This is a genomic window from Allobosea sp. LjRoot90, assembly GCF_964254315.1.
In the GTDB taxonomy this organism is placed as follows: domain Bacteria; phylum Pseudomonadota; class Alphaproteobacteria; order Rhizobiales; family Beijerinckiaceae; genus Allobosea.
Genome location: NZ_CAXUTF020000002.1, coordinates 472,777 through 487,783, shown reverse-complemented (window position 1 = coordinate 487,783; position 15,007 = coordinate 472,777). Strand labels below are relative to the sequence as shown.

The following is a 15,007-nucleotide window of genomic DNA, read 5'->3' as shown; positions in this document are numbered from 1 at the left end:
GGACGCCGCAACAACCCTTACGGATGACGTGATGACCGCCTCTAAGCTCGACCAGCTCCGCGCTATGACCACCGTCGTCGCCGACACCGGCGACATCGAGGCCGTGCGCCGGCTGAAGCCGGTCGACTGCACCACGAATCCGACGCTGATCCTGAAGGCCGTGGAGACGCCGGCCTATGCCGGCTTCGTCGAGGAGGCGATTGCCTGGGGCAAGCGCCAGGGTGGCTCAGGCGCGGTCGAGGCGGTTTGCGACCGGCTCGCCGTCACCTTCGGCGCCGAGCTGACCAGGATCGTCCCCGGCCGCGTCTCGACCGAGGTCGATGCTGACCTGTCGTTCGACACCCAGGCCAGTATCGACAAGGCGCGTGCCATTATCGCCGCGTATAAAGAGCGCGGCGTCGGGCGCGAGCGCATCCTGATCAAACTCGCCTCGACCTGGGAGGGCGTCCAGGCAGCCCGCGTGCTGCAGGGCGAAGGCATCGACTGCAATCTGACCCTGCTCTTCGCGCTGCCGCAGGCCGTTGCCGCGGCGGATGCCGGGGCCTTCCTGATCTCGCCCTTCGTCGGCCGCATCCTCGACTGGCACGTCAAGGCCGGCGGCGGCCCCTATACGGCTGAGACCGATCCGGGCGTCGTCTCGGTGAAGAGCATCTACGCCTACTACAAGGCGTTCGGGATCAAGACCGTGGTCATGGGAGCCTCCTTCCGCAACACCGGTGAGATCGAGGCGCTCGCCGGCTGCGACCGTTTGACGATCGGCCCTGGTCTGCTCGACGAGCTGGCGGCAGCCACCGGCAATTTGCCGCGCAGGCTCTCGCCGGCATCCTCGCCGCAGTCGGGGTCCGATTTCACCAAGCGGATCGTTCTCGACGAGAAGGCCTTCCGCTTCGCCATGAACGAGGACCCGATGGCGACCGAGAAGCTCGCCGAGGGCATTCGCGGCTTCGTCAAGGATCTGCGCAGCCTGCGCAAGCTCGTCGCCGCCAAGCTCGACGAGGCTAAGGCGGCGTGAGCCTCCCGACCGGCGCCGTCTTCGATCTCTCGGGCGGCCGCGCGACCTATTGAGCTTGTGCGGTTGCGTTGCTTTCCGTCTTCGCGTTCAGAACAGGGACGACCGGAGCGGTGGTGGACGGCGTGAAATAAGCCCGCCCGCGCGCTGCTGCGGCTTCAAGCGTTTGCTGCTGGACCTTCGGTAGCCGCTTGGTGTCTTCCAGCGCGGTGAACGCGCTGCTCGCGTGCTCCGAAGATTTCTGCCCGTCGAAGACGACGATGCCGTTGCGGGTGACGACGATGTCACCCTTCCGCAGCGTCGGATCGCGCAGATACCAGTAGGCGTCGCTGGCAGGATCGAGCTTGACTGCGGGCTCGGCTGCCTTGGTGCTGGCCGGGCGCGGCTTGCTGGGCTTTGGCTTGATGGCCGGCCCGTCCGGGCCGCCGATCGCGGCTGGCGGCGTCGGGTTGCCGAAGATCGCCCGCGTCAGATCGTCGAGGAAGCCCGCAGCCTGCGCTTGCGGAGCCATGGCGAGGCCGAGAGTGCTCGCCATGCCGATCGCCAGGATCATCCGTCGCGTCATTGCCGAACCTCCCGTTCGTCTGCTTGCTGCTCTGCCGGCGCTTGTGGGGTTCAGCGCAGCAATCGAGATGCAAGGTGTCCGCATCGTCTAAACGACGATCGGACGTGAAAGTTCGATCGGCTCGTTGCACACCCATTGCCCGGGCCTTGTTCCGGCGGCCGCGGCCGGACGTACACGATTGCGCGCGTGCTCTGGCGGGCACTGTGGCATGGGCTTAGACGTGGGCTCTCGTCCAACCAGGCCGGGGGGCTGTCATGGCGATCCGTTCATTCCTCGCGCTGCTCCTGTCCGCGGCTCTCGCGCCGGCGGCTTCCGCAGAACCGCCAGGCTCGCTTCGGCAGGGTTCCGGCGAGGTCTCCTTCGTCGCGAAGCGCTTCGGCGTGCCGACGAGCTCGGGCATCTTCGACCATGTCGATGGCGTCATTACCCTCGATTTCGACCATCCCGAGCGCAGCCGCATCAGGGTGACGATCGAAACGGCTTCACTCCACACCGGTGCCGCCCTGGTCGATGGCTTCGTCAAGGGCGAGAGCATGCTCGATGTCGGCCACCACCCGACGGCGACCTTCGTGTCCGAGCAGATCGCCCGCGTCGATGAGCGCAGCCTGGTGATCCGCGGCCGGCTGACGATCCGGGGCACCACGCAGCCGGTTAGTGTCAGCGCGATGGTCGAGCGCGATCCGGCGGCGGTCCGGCCTGGCGAACCATTGCCCTTCCGCGCGACCACGGGGTTCTCACGGACTGCCTTCGGCATTGGCCGCGACGTCAATGTCGTGGACGACCAGGTCGATCTCGCGATCCGGGGCGAGATCCTGCGCTGAACGACATGACTTTCGCGATGCGCTCCAGACGCTGGCATCCCCTGATCATCGTGCTGCACTGGCTGGCGCTGGTGCTGATCGCCGGGCAGTTCTGGCTGGCGCGGCTGATGCGCGACGAGACGCGCGATCTCATCGGCCGTTTCACGCTCTACCAATGGCACAAGTCCCTTGGGTTGAGCATCGCAGCGCTCACGCTGCTGCGCCTTGCGCTACGGCTCGCGCTGCCATCACCGCAAGCCGTCGCCATGCCCGGCTGGCAGAGGCTCGCTGCGGGGGCCGTCCAGGCCGGACTCTATCTCTGCCTGTTGGCGCTGCCGCTGACCGGCTTGCTGATGGTCTCGGCCGCGCCGATCCAGATTCCGACATTGCTATTCGGCTGGATCGCCGTGCCCCATCCGATCGGCCCGAGCAAGGGGGTCTACGAGGCGATGCTGGCCCTCCACGAAGCGCTGTTCGCTACGCTGGCCGTGCTCGCAGCCGTCCATGCCGGCGCAGCCCTGCTGCACCAGTTCGTGATGAAAGACGGGCTGCTGCGCCGGATGTGGTTTGGCCTCGGCCTTCAGCCCTTGCCCTGAGACGCCAGCGCCTCGGCACGGATCGTAGAGAGCGATTTCGCCGGGGTGATCGCCTCGGGATCGAGCAGGCAGTGGATGATCGCCGGTTTGCCGCTGCTCAGCGCTCGCTCGAAGGCCGGCGCGAACTCCTCGGTCGTCTCGACCCGCTCGCCATGGCCGCCAAAGGCCTTGGCATAGGCGGCGAAGTCGGGGTTCTTCAGCATCGTCGCCGAGACGCGGCCAGGATAGTGCTTCTCCTGGTGCATGCGGATCGTGCCGTACATGCCGTTGTCGACGACGATGACGATGACCGGCAGCTCATATTGCACCGCCGTCGCGAAATCCTGGCCGTTCATCAGGAAGCAGCCATCGCCGGCGAAGGCGATCACTGTTCGCTCGGGGAACAACCGCTTGGCGCCGATCGCGGCCGGCACGCCATAGCCCATCGAGCCCGAGGTCGGCGCGAGCTGCGTCGCGAACTTGGTGAAGCGGTGGAAACGATGCACCCAGGTCGCGTAGTTGCCGGCGCCGTTGCACATGATCGCATCGGCCGGGATGTTGCGGCGCAGCCAGGTCACCATCTCGCCGGGATGGAACTTGCCCGGCACCGGCGCCGGCTGCTCGCTCCAGCCGAGATAGCTCTCATGCGCCTCGGCCGCTGCGCCGGCCCACGGAATCACCTGCGGCGGGTGCACCGTCTCGAGCGCGGCGCAGAAGGCTGTCGGCGAGGCGTTGATCGCCAGCTCCGGCCGGTAGACGCGGCCGAGCTCTTCGGCATCGGGATGGACATGCACCAGCGGCCGGCCGGGATTGGGAATGCCGAACAGCGTGTAGGACTGGCTCGGCATTTCCGAAAGGCGCCCGCCGACCAGCAGCACGAGGTCGCTGTCCTGGATGCGCTTCAGCAGTTTCGGGTTCGGCCCGATGCCGAGATCGCCGGCGAAGTTCGGGTGATCCGCCGGGAAGATCATCTGCCGGCGGAACGAGACCGCGACCGGCAAGTCGAAGCGCTCGGCGAAGCGCTGGAAGCGCGCGATCGCCTGCGGATCCCAGCGCGAGCCGCCGAGGATCGCGATCGGCGCCTTCGCCGCCCAGAGCCGCTTCTGCAGGTCGATCGTCTGCAGCAGGGAGGGATGCGTCTCGGTGACCTGATAGGGCAGTGCGTCCGGCACGTCGGCGAGGTCGGTCAGCACGTCCTCGGGCAGTGCGATCACCACCGGGCCGGGCCGGCCGGCGGTCGCGACATGGAAGGCGCGGCTAATGATCTCCGGGATGCGGGCGGCATCGTCGATCTCGGTCGCCCATTTCGTCATCGTGCCGAAGACGGCGCGGTAGTCGAGCTCCTGGAAGGCCTCGCGCTCGCGCATGCCGCGCTCGATCTGGCCGACGAACAGGATCATCGGCGTCGAGTCCTGGTCGGCGATGTGGATGCCCGGCGAGGCGTTGGTGGCGCCGGGGCCGCGCGTCACGAAGCAGATGCCGGGCTTGCCGGTCAGCTTGCCGGCGGCCTCCGCCATCATCGCCGCGCCACCCTCGGCCCGGCAGATGGTGACCTTCATGTCGGCGTCGTGCAGCGCGTCGAGCACGGCAAGATAGCTCTCGCCCGGCACGCAGAAGGCGTCGGTCGCGCCATGGATCAGGAGTTGGTCGACGAGGATCTGTCCGCCGGTGCGCTCAGCCATTATGCGGCCCTCCCCAGGCCGGGTCGTTCAGGATCTCGTCGGCGTGCTCGCCGAGGCGTGGGCTCGGCCGGCTCGCGACCTGTCTGATACCGTCGAGCACGATCGGCGAGGCGATGGTCGGGATCGTGCCGGCCTTGGCCGCCGGGCTCGGCAGATCGACGCGCACGCCGCGCGCCTTGACCTGCGGGTCGGCGAAGACCTCCTCGATCGTGTTGATCGGGCCGGCCGGTACGCCGACCGCTTCCAGCTTCGCCAGCAGGTCGAGCTTGAGAAAGCGGCTGGTCAGCGCATTGAGGCGCGCGGTCAGGGCGGCGCGGTTGGCGACGCGCGAGCGGTTGTCGAGATAATCGGGCTCGCTGGCAAAGCCGGCATCGCCGACGACCTCGCAGAGCTTGCGCCATTGCCCGTCATTGCCGGTGGCGATGATGATGTGCCCGTCCGCTACCGGGAAGACGTCATAGGGCACGATGTTCGGATGGGCGTTGCCGAGGCGCTGCGGCGCCTTGCCAGAGGTCAGGTAGTTCATCGCCTGGTTGCCGAGCACGGCGACCTGGGCATCGAGCAGCGCCATGTCGAGGCTGGCACCTTGGCCGGTCTGATCGCGCTGGCGCAGTGCTGCGAGGATGCCGGTCGTGGCGTAGAGGCCGGTATAGATATCGGCGACGGCATAGCCTGCCTTCATCGGCGCGCCATCGGGCTCGCCGGTGACCGACATCGGCCCACCCATGCCCTGGACGAGGAAGTCATAGCCGGCGCGCGGCGCGTAGGGGCCGTCCTGGCCGAAGCCGGTGACCGAACAATAGATCAGGCGCGGATAGGCCTTGCGCATCGACGCAGCGTCGAGCCCGTATTTGACGAGGCCGCCGACCTTGAAGTTCTCGATCACCACATCGGCATGAGCGGCGAGGCGATGCACCAGCGCCTGGCCTTCCGCCGTGCGGAAATCGGCCATGATCGAGCGCTTGCCGCGATTGGCGGAATGGAAATAGGCGGCCGAGAGATTCTCGTCGCCGACGCCCTCGACGAAGGGCGGCCCCCATTTGCGGGTGTCGTCACCCTCCGGCGCCTCGACCTTGACGACATCGGCGCCGAGATCGGCGAGAAGCTGCCCGATCCACGGGCCTGCGAGGATGCGCGCCAGTTCGAGGACGCGCAGGCCGGCGAGGGGAGGGGTCATGGGGATGTCGAGCCGAGCAGAAGGAAGTCTTTGAACATCTCAGGTCCTGAAGTGACAAAACCGGGCCCATCGAAGCGAACGGAACTGTGCATGCCCGTTTTATGGGGGCGCAAATCGTCGAGACGTTCGCACCCTTGCGAGGTTACCCACTCGCTCAAGAGCACCGATTTGCCGTTCTCCTGCGCAGGCTTGCCGAAGATGCGCACGTCGCAGTGAACCTCGTCGTCCGCTGGGCACACGGATTGATCGCGACGGCAAACAAAATCGAAGGACTGATAAACGGGCCGAGAAAATCGTGGAGTTGCTGCCTGAGCGCTCTGCCAGTCCAACGCCGTTGGCTTGCCGATCATCAATGGTTGCTCGTCGAACGTGTTGAACGGATCGACGACGAATGGCACTGGTGTCCGCTTGGGAAGATCCGCAGCGAAGGCCCCAATTGCCATGCCGGCGACGATGCAGGCAGCCAGGCTCGAAACGTGTCCGGGCCTGGCATCTTTCATCGATCGATCCGCTCCAACTTCCGTAGGATCAGAAGAACGCCTGCAGCCCGGTGACCGCCCGGCCCAAGATCAGCGCGTGGACGTCGTGCGTGCCCTCATAGGTGTTGACCGTCTCGAGGTTCGCGGCATGGCGCATGACATGGTACTCGATCGAGATGCCGTTGCCGCCGTGCATGTCGCGGGCCTGGCGGGCGATGTCGAGCGCCTTGCCGCAATTGTTGCGCTTGACGAGGCTGATCATCTCCGGCGCCATCTGACCAGCGTCGAGCAGGCGGCCGACGCGCAGCGAACCCTGCAGGCCGAGCGTGATCTCGGTCACCATGTCGGCGAGCTTCTTCTGGTAGAGCTGCGTCTGGGCGAGCGGCTTGTTGAACTGCTTGCGGTCGAGCCCGTACTGGCGGGCGCGGTGGAAGCAATCCTCGGCGGCGCCCATCGCGCCCCAGGAGATGCCGTAGCGGGCGCGGTTGAGGCAACCGAACGGGCCCTTCAGGCCGGAGACGTTCGGCAGCAGGTTCTCTTCCGGCACGATCACGCCGTCCATCACCACTTCGCCGGTGATCGAAGCGCGCAACGAGAGCTTGCCGCCGATCTTTGGGGCGGACAGGCCCTTCATGCCCTTTTCGAGGATGAAGCCGCGGATCTGATTGTCATGCGCGGCCGACTTCGCCCAGATGACGAAGACGTCGGCGATCGGCGAGTTCGAGATCCACATCTTCGATCCCGTCAGCTTGTAGCCGTCGGCGACCCTCTCGGCCCGGGTCTTCATGCCGCCCGGGTCGGAGCCGGCATCAGGCTCGGTCAGGCCGAAGCAGCCGACCCATTCGCCCGAAGCGAGCTTGGGCAGGTACTTCTTGCGCTGGTTCTCGTCGCCATAGGCGTAGATCGGGTACATCACCAGCGAGGACTGCACCGACATCATCGAGCGATAGCCGGAGTCGACCCGCTCGACCTCGCGGGCGACCAGCCCGTAGGAGACGTAGTTGGCGCCGGCGCAGCCGTACTCTTCGGGGACGGTGAGGCCGAGCAGGCCGAGCTCGCCCATCTCGTTGAAGATGCCGCGCTCGGTCTTCTCCTCGAGATAGGCGTCGGCCACGCGCGGCATCAGCTTCTCCTGCGCATAGTCGCGCGCGGTGTCGCGGATCAGGCGCTCGTCCTCGTTGAGCTGGTCGTCGAGCAGGAAGGGGTCCTGCCAGTTGAACTCGGCCAGCTTGTGGCTCTGGGCGGTCTTGCGCGCGGCTTCGGCCATGGTCTCAACTCCCCGTTTGGTCTGATCGTCATGGTCGGGCCTGACCCGACCATCTCGGAAACCAGCTGGCTGGTCACGAGATTCTCGGGTCTGCGCTTCGCTTCGCCCGAGAATGACGGCTTATCGATCAAGCATCCACGTCGAAGCTGACGCCCTGCGCCAGCGGCAGCGTGGTGCCGTAATTCAGCGTATTCGTGGCGCGGCGCATATAGGCCTTCCAGGCGTCCGAGCCGGCCTCGCGGCCACCACCGGTCTCCTTCTCACCACCGAAGGCCCCGCCGATCTCGGCGCCGGATGGGCCGATATTGACGTTGGCGATGCCGCAATCCGAGCCCTCGCCTGACACGAAGGTTTCGGCCTCGCGCATGTCGAGGGTGAAGATCGAGGAGGACAGGCCGGCGCCGACCGCGTTCTGCAGCGAGATCGCCTCGGCCAGCGTGTTGTACTTCATGACGTAAAGGATCGGCGCGAAGGTCTCGCGCTCGACCGGGCCGCATTGCCTGGGCATCTCGACCAGGGCCGGACGGACATAGAAGCCGCCGGAGCCGACATCGACTCGTCCGCCGCCATGGACCTTGCCGCCCTCGGCCTTGGCCTCGGACAGCGCCTTCTGCATGCCGTGATAGGCGGCCTCGTCGACCAGCGGGCCGACCAGAACGCCGGCTTCGCGCGGATCGCCGATCTTCACCGAGCCGTAGACCTTGGCGAGCTTCGGCACGAGCTTGTCGTAGACGCTCTCATGCACGATCAGCCGGCGCAGCGTGGTGCAGCGCTGGCCGGCCGTGCCCATTGCCGCAAAGGCGATGCCGCGCAAGGCGAGGTCGAGATCGGCGGAGGGCGCGACGATCGCGGCATTGTTGCCGCCGAGCTCGAGGATGGCGCGGGCGAAGCGGGCGGCGAGCTTCTGGCCGACTTCCTTGCCCATCCGGGTCGAGCCGGTGGCGGAGAGGATGGGAACGCGATGATCCTGCACCAGGATGTCACCGATCTCGCGGCCACCGATCAGGATTTCCGACAGGCCGATCGGCGCCTCGGGGCCGAAGCGCTTCATCGTCTTCAGGGTGATCGCCTGCACGGCGAGCGCGGTCAGCGGGGTCTTCTCCGACGGCTTCCAGACGACGCTGTCGCCGCAGACGAAGGCAAGCGCCGCGTTCCACGACCAGACTGCGACCGGGAAATTGAAGGCCGAGATCACGCCGCAGACGCCGAGCGGGTGCCATGTCTCCATCATACGATGGTTCGGGCGCTCGGTGGCGATGGTGAGACCGTAGAGCTGGCGCGACAGGCCAACGGCGAAGTCGCAGATGTCGATCATCTCCTGGACCTCGCCGAGGCCCTCGGACGTGACCTTGCCGGCTTCCAGCGTCACCAGCAGGCCAAGATCGGCCTTGTGCGTGCGCAATTCCTCGCCGAGCAGGCGAACGAACTCGCCGCGCCGCGGCGCCGGAACCTTGCGCCAGTTCAGGAAGGCGGCCTGCGCCCGGCCGATCGCGGCCTCGGCTTCCGCCGGCGAGGTCTCGCGCAGCGTCGCGACAGTCTCGCCGGTGATCGGGGAGGAGGCCGAGAGACCGGCGCTGGCATAGGCGCTGTCGGAGACGCCGAGGCGCTTCAGCAGGGCAAGAGCGTCTTTCGGAAGGGAGGTCGTCATCGTTCGCTTATGCTCCTGCCGCCATCGGGCCATCGCGCAGCATCAGCAACGCAAATGAACCCGGATGCCGGTCCATCCAGGGATGGCGGCTTGCCGGAAGCCTGCCAGTTCGGCTGCACAATGCCCTCTTCCGGTTGCTCTCCGCAATCGATATGTTCTCACGACTTGATGAGATGAGATCATGAACTTGGAGATCGTTCCCGGACGCCTGTCGGTGCCCTCGCTCTCGGCGCTCGCCGCCTTCGAGGCGGCGGCGCGCCATGGCAGCTTCACCCGCGCTGCCGAGGAACTCAACCTGACGCAAGGCGCGGTCAGCCGCCAGATCGCACTGCTCGAGCAGAATCTCGGCCTGAAGCTGTTCGAGCGGGTGAAGAAGCGCGTCAGCCTGACGCCGGCCGGCGGCGCCTATGCCGTCGAGGTCCGCGACGGGCTCTCGCGATTGGCCGCGGCGACGCTCTCCGCCATGGCCTTCCGCGGCGGCGCCGGCCTGCTCCATCTCGCCATCCTGCCGACTTTCGGCACGCGCTGGCTGATCCCGCGCCTGCCGCGCTTCACCGAGGCGCATCCCGGTGTCACCATCAATTTCTCGACCAAGCTCGTGCCCTTCGACTTCGCCCATGACGAGGCCGATGCCGCCATCCATTTCGGCCATCCGGTCTGGCCGGGCGCGCGCCTGCATCGTTTGATGGGCGAGGAGGTCGTGCCGGTCGCAGCGCCCGCGCTGATCGCCCGTGCTGGCATCCGCGAGGCGGCTGATCTGCTGCGCCAGCCCTTGCTGCAGCAGTCGACCCGACCGCGCGCCTGGGCCAACTGGCTGGAGCAGCAGGGCCTGCCGCCGGAACGGGCACTGATGGGGCCGCGCTTCGAGCAGTTCGCCATGGTGGCGCAGGCGGCGGTGGCGGGGCTCGGCGTTGCGATCGTGCCGCGCTTCCTGATCGAGGAGGAATTGCGCTCCGGCGCGCTGGTCATTCCGGTGGATCGGCCGGTGCGCGGTCCCGAGGGCTATTACCTCGTCTATCCCGAGGCCAAGGCGAGCCTGCCGGCGGTGATCGCCTTCCGCGACTGGCTGCTCGGCGAATGCGGAGAGACGAGCTAGCCTCTCGACAAGCGCGAGCTGAGCCGTCATTCATGCGCTGAGATCACGAACCATCGCTTGCGCAGGTCACTCATGTCTTCCGCTACAGGCTCGGCCGACATCGTCATCGTGGGGGGCGCGGCGATCGGCTCTTCCGTCGCCTATCACCTCGCCAGTGATCCCGGCTTCAAGGGCAAGGTCATCGTCGTCGAGAAGGATCCGACCTATCGGCTCTCGGCCTCGGCACTCTCGGCCGCCTCGATCCGCCAGCAGTTCTCCAGCGCGGTCAACATCCGCGTCTCGCTCTTCGGTATCGCGTTTTTGCGCAGCATCGGCCAGCACCTCACAGTCGATGGCGAGGTGCCCTCGATCGATCTGCATGAGGGTGGCTATCTCTATGTCGCCAGTGACGAGGGGCGTAAGGTTCTCGAGCAGAATCAAAGCCTTCAGCAGCAGGAGGGCGCCGATGTCGCGCTTTATGCTGCAGAAATGTTGCGCAGCAAATTCAGCTGGCTAAATACGTCGGATCTCATTTGCGGCACCTATGGCGTCAGCGGCGAAGGCTGGTTCGACGGCTGGGCTTTGCTGCAGGCCTTCCGCAAGAAAGCGCGCTCGCTCGGCGTCGAATATCGCCAGGGCGAGGTTGTCGGCTATGTCGTCGAGGGCGGCCGCGTCACCGGTGTCGAATTGGCCGATGGCAGCCGCATCGCCTGCGCCGCCGCGGTCAACGCCTCCGGCACGCATGGCGCGAGGCTCGCCGCCACCGCCGGCGTCGACATCCCGGTCAAGTCGATGAAGCGCTATGTCTACAGCTTTACCTGCAAGGGCGAGGTCGACAATTGCCCGCTGCTGATCGACACCTCTGGCGCCTATGTCCGCCCCGAGGGCAAGCGCGGCAATGACGGCCAGATGTTCATCTGCGGCTCCTCGCCGCCGGCCGAGCTCGACCGCGAATGGATCGAGACCGACGCCGATGTCGAGGACGTCGACTGGTCCTTCTTCGAGGAGTATGTCTGGGCGCCGCTCGCTCACCGCGTTCCCGCCTTCGAGGCGATCAAGCCCGGCCGCGCCTGGGCCGGCCCCTATGACATGAACGGCCTAGATGGCAACGCTATCCTGGGGCCGGCTGTCGGCATGCCGAACCTCTATCTCGCCAACGGCTTTTCCGGCCATGGCCTGCAGCAATCCCCGGCGGTCGGCCGTGGGCTTGCCGAGCATATCCTGAATGGCCGTTATCTGACGCTCGACCTTGCCGATCTTGGCCATGAGCGGGTCGTCGCTGGTCGTCCCCTGCGCGAGGCCAACATCATCTGAGGAGCACGGCCCGGTGATCGATCCAGCCTATGTCGCCGTCATGGCGCGCTACAACGCCTGGCAGAACGAGAATCTCTATGGCGCGGCCGCCAGCTTGAGCGATGAGGCGCGGCGGCAGGATCGCGGCGCCTTCTTCGGCTCGATCCACGGCACCTTCTGCCATCTGCTCTGGGCTGACCGGATGTGGCTCTCGCGCTTCGCCGGCACGCCGAAGCCGCTTGGACCGGGCAGCGAATCCCCCCGGATGATCGAGGCCTGGGAGGAGCTCGTCACCGAGCGGCGGGCGACCGATGCACTGATCGGCGACTGGGCTGCCGGGCTCACGCCGGCCTGGCTCGCCGGCGATCTGACCTGGGTCTCCGGCATCTCCCGCCGCGAGCTGACCAAACCCAAGGCCCTGCTCGTCATGCACTTCTTCAACCACCAAACCCACCACCGAGGGCAGGTCCACGCCATGCTGACCGCTGCCGGCGTCAAGCCCGGCGACACCGACCTGATGCTGGTGGAGGTCGGGGGATAAGAAGGGGCGTCGTCATTCTCGGGCGCAGCGAAGCGCAGACCCGAGAATCTCGTGACGCGTAGGCGCCGATTGGAGCCTTTTCCTGCCTGAGATGCTCGGGGCAAGCCCGAGCATGACGGATTTCACTCATCCCGCGGCCTTCGCTCTGCGGCGCCTGGGTTTTTCGTCTTCGTCCTCGCTATCCTCGACATCGTCGGGGATTACCGCTGTCGCATGCTGGCTCAGCTTCTGGAACAGGCCGAGGCCAACGAGTGCCGCTACCGCGACCAGCATCAGCAGGGCCGGGAACAGGATATCGGCCGGCTTGTCGCGCGCCGCCTTGGTGATCAGCACCAGCGATTCCAGGCTGAGCGCGACGATGATGATGGTCATGAACTTGGTCAGCGAGCCGCGCGCCTCGGCCGGGCGGCGTAGCTCCCGATCGGAGATGACCTCCTCCTCGAACAGGAACTTGCCGACATCGGCGACGGCGACGGCGATGATCACCAGGCCGATGCCGTCGAGCATGGTGTCGAGTGCGCCTTCCCCGGTCCAGAAGCCGGTGAAGGTGCGCGCGACCGCGACCGCCATCAGCAGGACCGCGGCGAGCAGCAGGACGCCGGCGATGGCGGAATAGAGCAGGCGACTGAACAAGGTCATGGTGCAACTCCCCCCGGAGACCGTGCGCCATGAAACCCGGCAGGCGGCGACTCGTTCCCGCCAGCTCCTGTCAGGACCCGCCGGGCTTGGGATGGCGGCGATGCGGCGGCTGCATGAGCTGTGTCTTGCGGTCGTTTCGCCGGCAATGCCATGGTCCTGCACCTTGAGCCGGAAGATTTCAGATGGAATCGCTTTGCGCTTCCATCTGAAATCTGAATCCGTCTCTCATCAAAAAGTTAGAGCAGGATTCTTGCGAAAAACCGGTTCCCACTTTTTCGCATCCTGCTCTAGCCGCCGGAGCGCGCCATGATCGACACGACCAACCTGATCGCTTTCATCCTGCTCGCGTTCGGCATGGTGCTGACGCCCGGGCCGAACATGATCTATCTGATCTCGCGTTCGATCTCGCAGGGGCCGGCCTCCGGACTGATCTCGCTCGGCGGCATCGCGCTCGGCTTCGTCTTCTATGTTGTCTGCGCCGCCTTCGGCATCACCGCGCTGCTTTTTGCGGTGCCTTTCGCCTATGACGCGCTGCGGCTCGCCGGCGCCGCCTATCTGCTCTGGCTCGCCTGGCAGGCGGTTCGGCCGGGCGCCAGCTCGCCCTTCCATGTCCGCGAGCTCAAGCATGACGGGCCGCGCAAGCTCTTCGCGATGGGCTTTCTCACCAGCCTGCTCAACCCGAAGATCGCGATGTTCTATCTGGCGCTGCTGCCGCAGTTCATCGACCCCGCTGCCGGCAGTGTGCTGGCGCAGTCGATCATCCTCGGCTTCATCCAGATCATCGTTTCCGTCAGCGTCAACACGCTGATCACCTTCGCCGCGGGTGGCATCGCCATCTTCCTGCGCACGCGTCCGTTCTGGGCGCTGGTGCAGCGCTGGCTGATGGCCACGATGCTCGCGGGTTTTGCCGTGCGTATGGCGGCCGAAGCACGCCGTTGACCGAGCGCCAGCAACGATTTCTGCACGGTTAGCAAGGTTTGTGCATCGCGCCACCGGGCCGCTGGTGGCTCACGCGCTCGCCGCAGCGCATAAGGCAGGAGCTTTCCATGAGTGTCGCCAATGGCCGGGCTCTGCTCGCAATGCCGGGCCCGACCAATGTTCCCGATCGTGTGCTGCAGGCGATGATGCGGCCCGCCGAGGAGCTCTCCTCGACGACGATCGTCAACCTGACCGAAACCCTGCTGGGCGATCTCAAGGCGATCTTCCGCACGACCGGCGAGACCTTCATCTATGCCGCCAACGGCCATGGCGGCTGGGAGGCGGCGCTCACCAATGTCCTGTCGCGCGGCGACAAGATCCTAGTGCTCGCGAGCGGCCGCTTCGCCATCGGCTGGGGCGAGACCGCAAGGTTCATGGGCGCCGAGGTCGAGGTGCTCGCCGGCTCCTGGCGCGCGGCGGTCGATCCGGCTGCCGTCGAGGAGCGCCTGCGCCGGGACACGGGCCATGAGATCAAGGCGGTCCTGACTGTCCAGATCGACACCGCCTCGGGCGTGCTCAACGATATCCCGGCGATCCGCAGCGCGATCGATGCGGCCGGCCATCCGGCGCTCTACATGGTCGATGGTGTCGCCTCGATCGGCTGCATGCCGTTCGAGATGGATGCCTGGGGCGTCGATGTCGCGATGTCGGCCTCGCAGAAGGGCCTGATGACGCCCCCGGGCCTCGCCTTCGTCGCCGCGAACGGGAAGGCCCTGCACGCGCATCAGCGCGCGACGATGCGCACGCCCTATTGGGACTGGACCGCGCGCCTGAACCCGCTGCTCTATATGAAGCACTGCGGCACGCCGCCCGAGCATCTGATGTTCGCTCTGCGCGCCGCCCTCGACATGATCTTCGCTGAAGGCCTCGAGGCCGTCTGGCTGCGCCACGCGCTGCTGGCTTCAGCGACCCATGCCGCCATGTCGAAATGGGCCGAGGGCCAGGTGCTGAGCTACAATGTCGTCGAGCCGTTGCAGCGTGCGCCCTCGGTCACCACGATCCTCGTCGATGGCGATCCGGCTGCGATCACCGATTATGCACAGCAGGTCTGCGGTGTGACGCTCGGCATCGCCATTGGGGATCTTTCCGGCAAGGCTTTCCGCATCGCCCATATGGGCCATGTCAACGCGCCGATGGTGCTGGGCAGCCTGAGCGCGGTCGAGATGGCTCTGCAGGCGAAGGGCATCCCGCATGGCAGCGGTGGTGTTGCGGCTGCGATCGCCTATCTCGGCACCCATGCGCGCGAGGTGGCTGCCTAGGCATAGCGCGCCTAGGCGGA

The 15,007-nt window shown here is 66.4% G+C and carries 15 protein-coding genes; 8 read left to right on the top strand and 7 right to left on the bottom strand.

The features are described from left to right. The first annotated feature begins 31 nt into the window (after positions 1–31). Positions 32–1,012 (top strand): transaldolase, encoded by a 981-nt coding sequence (gene tal / locus ACSQ3M_RS09005; protein ID WP_436149723.1) that lies wholly within the window; start codon positions 32–34, stop codon positions 1,010–1,012. A gap of 46 nt (positions 1,013–1,058) precedes the next feature. Here tal and ACSQ3M_RS09000 read toward each other — a convergent pair whose 3' ends face one another. Continuing rightward, positions 1,059–1,562 (bottom strand): hypothetical protein, encoded by a 504-nt coding sequence (locus ACSQ3M_RS09000; RefSeq protein WP_436149722.1) that lies wholly within the window; start codon positions 1,560–1,562, stop codon positions 1,059–1,061. 266 nt (positions 1,563–1,828) lie between these two features. Here ACSQ3M_RS09000 and ACSQ3M_RS08995 point away from each other — a divergent pair, with 266 nt between their 5' ends. Together ACSQ3M_RS08995 and ACSQ3M_RS08990 are read left to right on the top strand one after the other, a co-directional pair. Further along, positions 1,829–2,395, top strand: a complete 567-nt coding sequence (locus ACSQ3M_RS08995; protein ID WP_436149721.1) for a YceI family protein — start codon at positions 1,829–1,831, stop codon at positions 2,393–2,395. 17 nt (positions 2,396–2,412) lie between these two features. Continuing rightward, positions 2,413–2,970: a cytochrome b gene (locus ACSQ3M_RS08990; protein WP_436149720.1), complete on the top strand. Its 558-nt coding sequence runs from the start codon at positions 2,413–2,415 to the stop codon at positions 2,968–2,970. Here ACSQ3M_RS08990 and ACSQ3M_RS08985 read toward each other — a convergent pair. The 5 genes from ACSQ3M_RS08985 to amaB all read right to left on the bottom strand — a co-directional run bounded on the left by ACSQ3M_RS08985 (position 2,955) and on the right by amaB (position 9,202). Next, positions 2,955–4,631 carry a thiamine pyrophosphate-binding protein gene (locus ACSQ3M_RS08985; protein ID WP_436149719.1) on the bottom strand — a complete coding sequence of 559 codons (1,677 nt, stop codon included), beginning with the start codon at positions 4,629–4,631 and terminating at the stop codon, positions 2,955–2,957. The two genes, ACSQ3M_RS08990 and ACSQ3M_RS08985, sit on opposite strands and share 16 nt — an antisense overlap. Continuing rightward, complete coding sequence (locus tag ACSQ3M_RS08980; RefSeq protein ID WP_436149718.1) at positions 4,624–5,808, bottom strand: CaiB/BaiF CoA transferase family protein; 1,185 nt, start codon at positions 5,806–5,808, stop codon at positions 4,624–4,626. The genes ACSQ3M_RS08985 and ACSQ3M_RS08980 overlap by 8 nt, the downstream gene beginning before the upstream one ends. Further along, complete coding sequence (locus ACSQ3M_RS08975; RefSeq protein WP_436149717.1) at positions 5,805–6,308, bottom strand: hypothetical protein; 504 nt, start codon at positions 6,306–6,308, stop codon at positions 5,805–5,807. The genes ACSQ3M_RS08980 and ACSQ3M_RS08975 overlap by 4 nt, the downstream gene beginning before the upstream one ends. A gap of 28 nt (positions 6,309–6,336) precedes the next feature. After that, positions 6,337–7,554, bottom strand: a complete 1,218-nt coding sequence (locus ACSQ3M_RS08970; protein WP_436149716.1) for an acyl-CoA dehydrogenase — start codon at positions 7,552–7,554, stop codon at positions 6,337–6,339. Between the two features lie 127 nt (positions 7,555–7,681). After that, entirely contained in the window at positions 7,682–9,202 is a 1,521-nt protein-coding gene (gene amaB / locus ACSQ3M_RS08965; protein WP_436149715.1) for an L-piperidine-6-carboxylate dehydrogenase, read from the bottom strand. Between the two features lie 181 nt (positions 9,203–9,383). Here amaB and ACSQ3M_RS08960 point away from each other — a divergent pair, with 181 nt between their 5' ends. From ACSQ3M_RS08960 to ACSQ3M_RS08950, 3 genes are all read left to right on the top strand, one after another. Further along, positions 9,384–10,298, top strand: coding sequence for a LysR family transcriptional regulator (locus tag ACSQ3M_RS08960; protein ID WP_436149714.1), 915 nt, complete (start codon positions 9,384–9,386; stop codon positions 10,296–10,298). Positions 10,299–10,370: 72 nt separating this feature from the next. Continuing rightward, complete coding sequence (locus ACSQ3M_RS08955; RefSeq protein WP_436149713.1) at positions 10,371–11,591, top strand: NAD(P)/FAD-dependent oxidoreductase; 1,221 nt, start codon at positions 10,371–10,373, stop codon at positions 11,589–11,591. Positions 11,592–11,604: 13 nt separating this feature from the next. Continuing rightward, positions 11,605–12,111: a DinB family protein gene (locus ACSQ3M_RS08950; RefSeq protein WP_436149712.1), complete on the top strand. Its 507-nt coding sequence runs from the start codon at positions 11,605–11,607 to the stop codon at positions 12,109–12,111. 126 nt (positions 12,112–12,237) lie between these two features. On the opposite strand, the gene ACSQ3M_RS08945 is transcribed toward ACSQ3M_RS08950, so the two are convergent. After that, positions 12,238–12,750 (bottom strand): GNAT family acetyltransferase, encoded by a 513-nt coding sequence (locus ACSQ3M_RS08945; RefSeq protein WP_436149711.1) that lies wholly within the window; start codon positions 12,748–12,750, stop codon positions 12,238–12,240. Positions 12,751–13,056: 306 nt separating this feature from the next. Here ACSQ3M_RS08945 and ACSQ3M_RS08940 point away from each other — a divergent pair, with 306 nt between their 5' ends. Then, positions 13,057–13,689 carry a LysE family translocator gene (locus ACSQ3M_RS08940; protein WP_126116210.1) on the top strand — a complete coding sequence of 211 codons (633 nt, stop codon included), beginning with the start codon at positions 13,057–13,059 and terminating at the stop codon, positions 13,687–13,689. Positions 13,690–13,796: 107 nt separating this feature from the next. After that, a complete protein-coding gene (locus tag ACSQ3M_RS08935; protein ID WP_436149710.1) occupies positions 13,797–14,987 on the top strand; it encodes a pyridoxal-phosphate-dependent aminotransferase family protein in 1,191 nt (396 codons plus the stop codon). Positions 14,988–15,007: the final 20 nt, after the last annotated feature.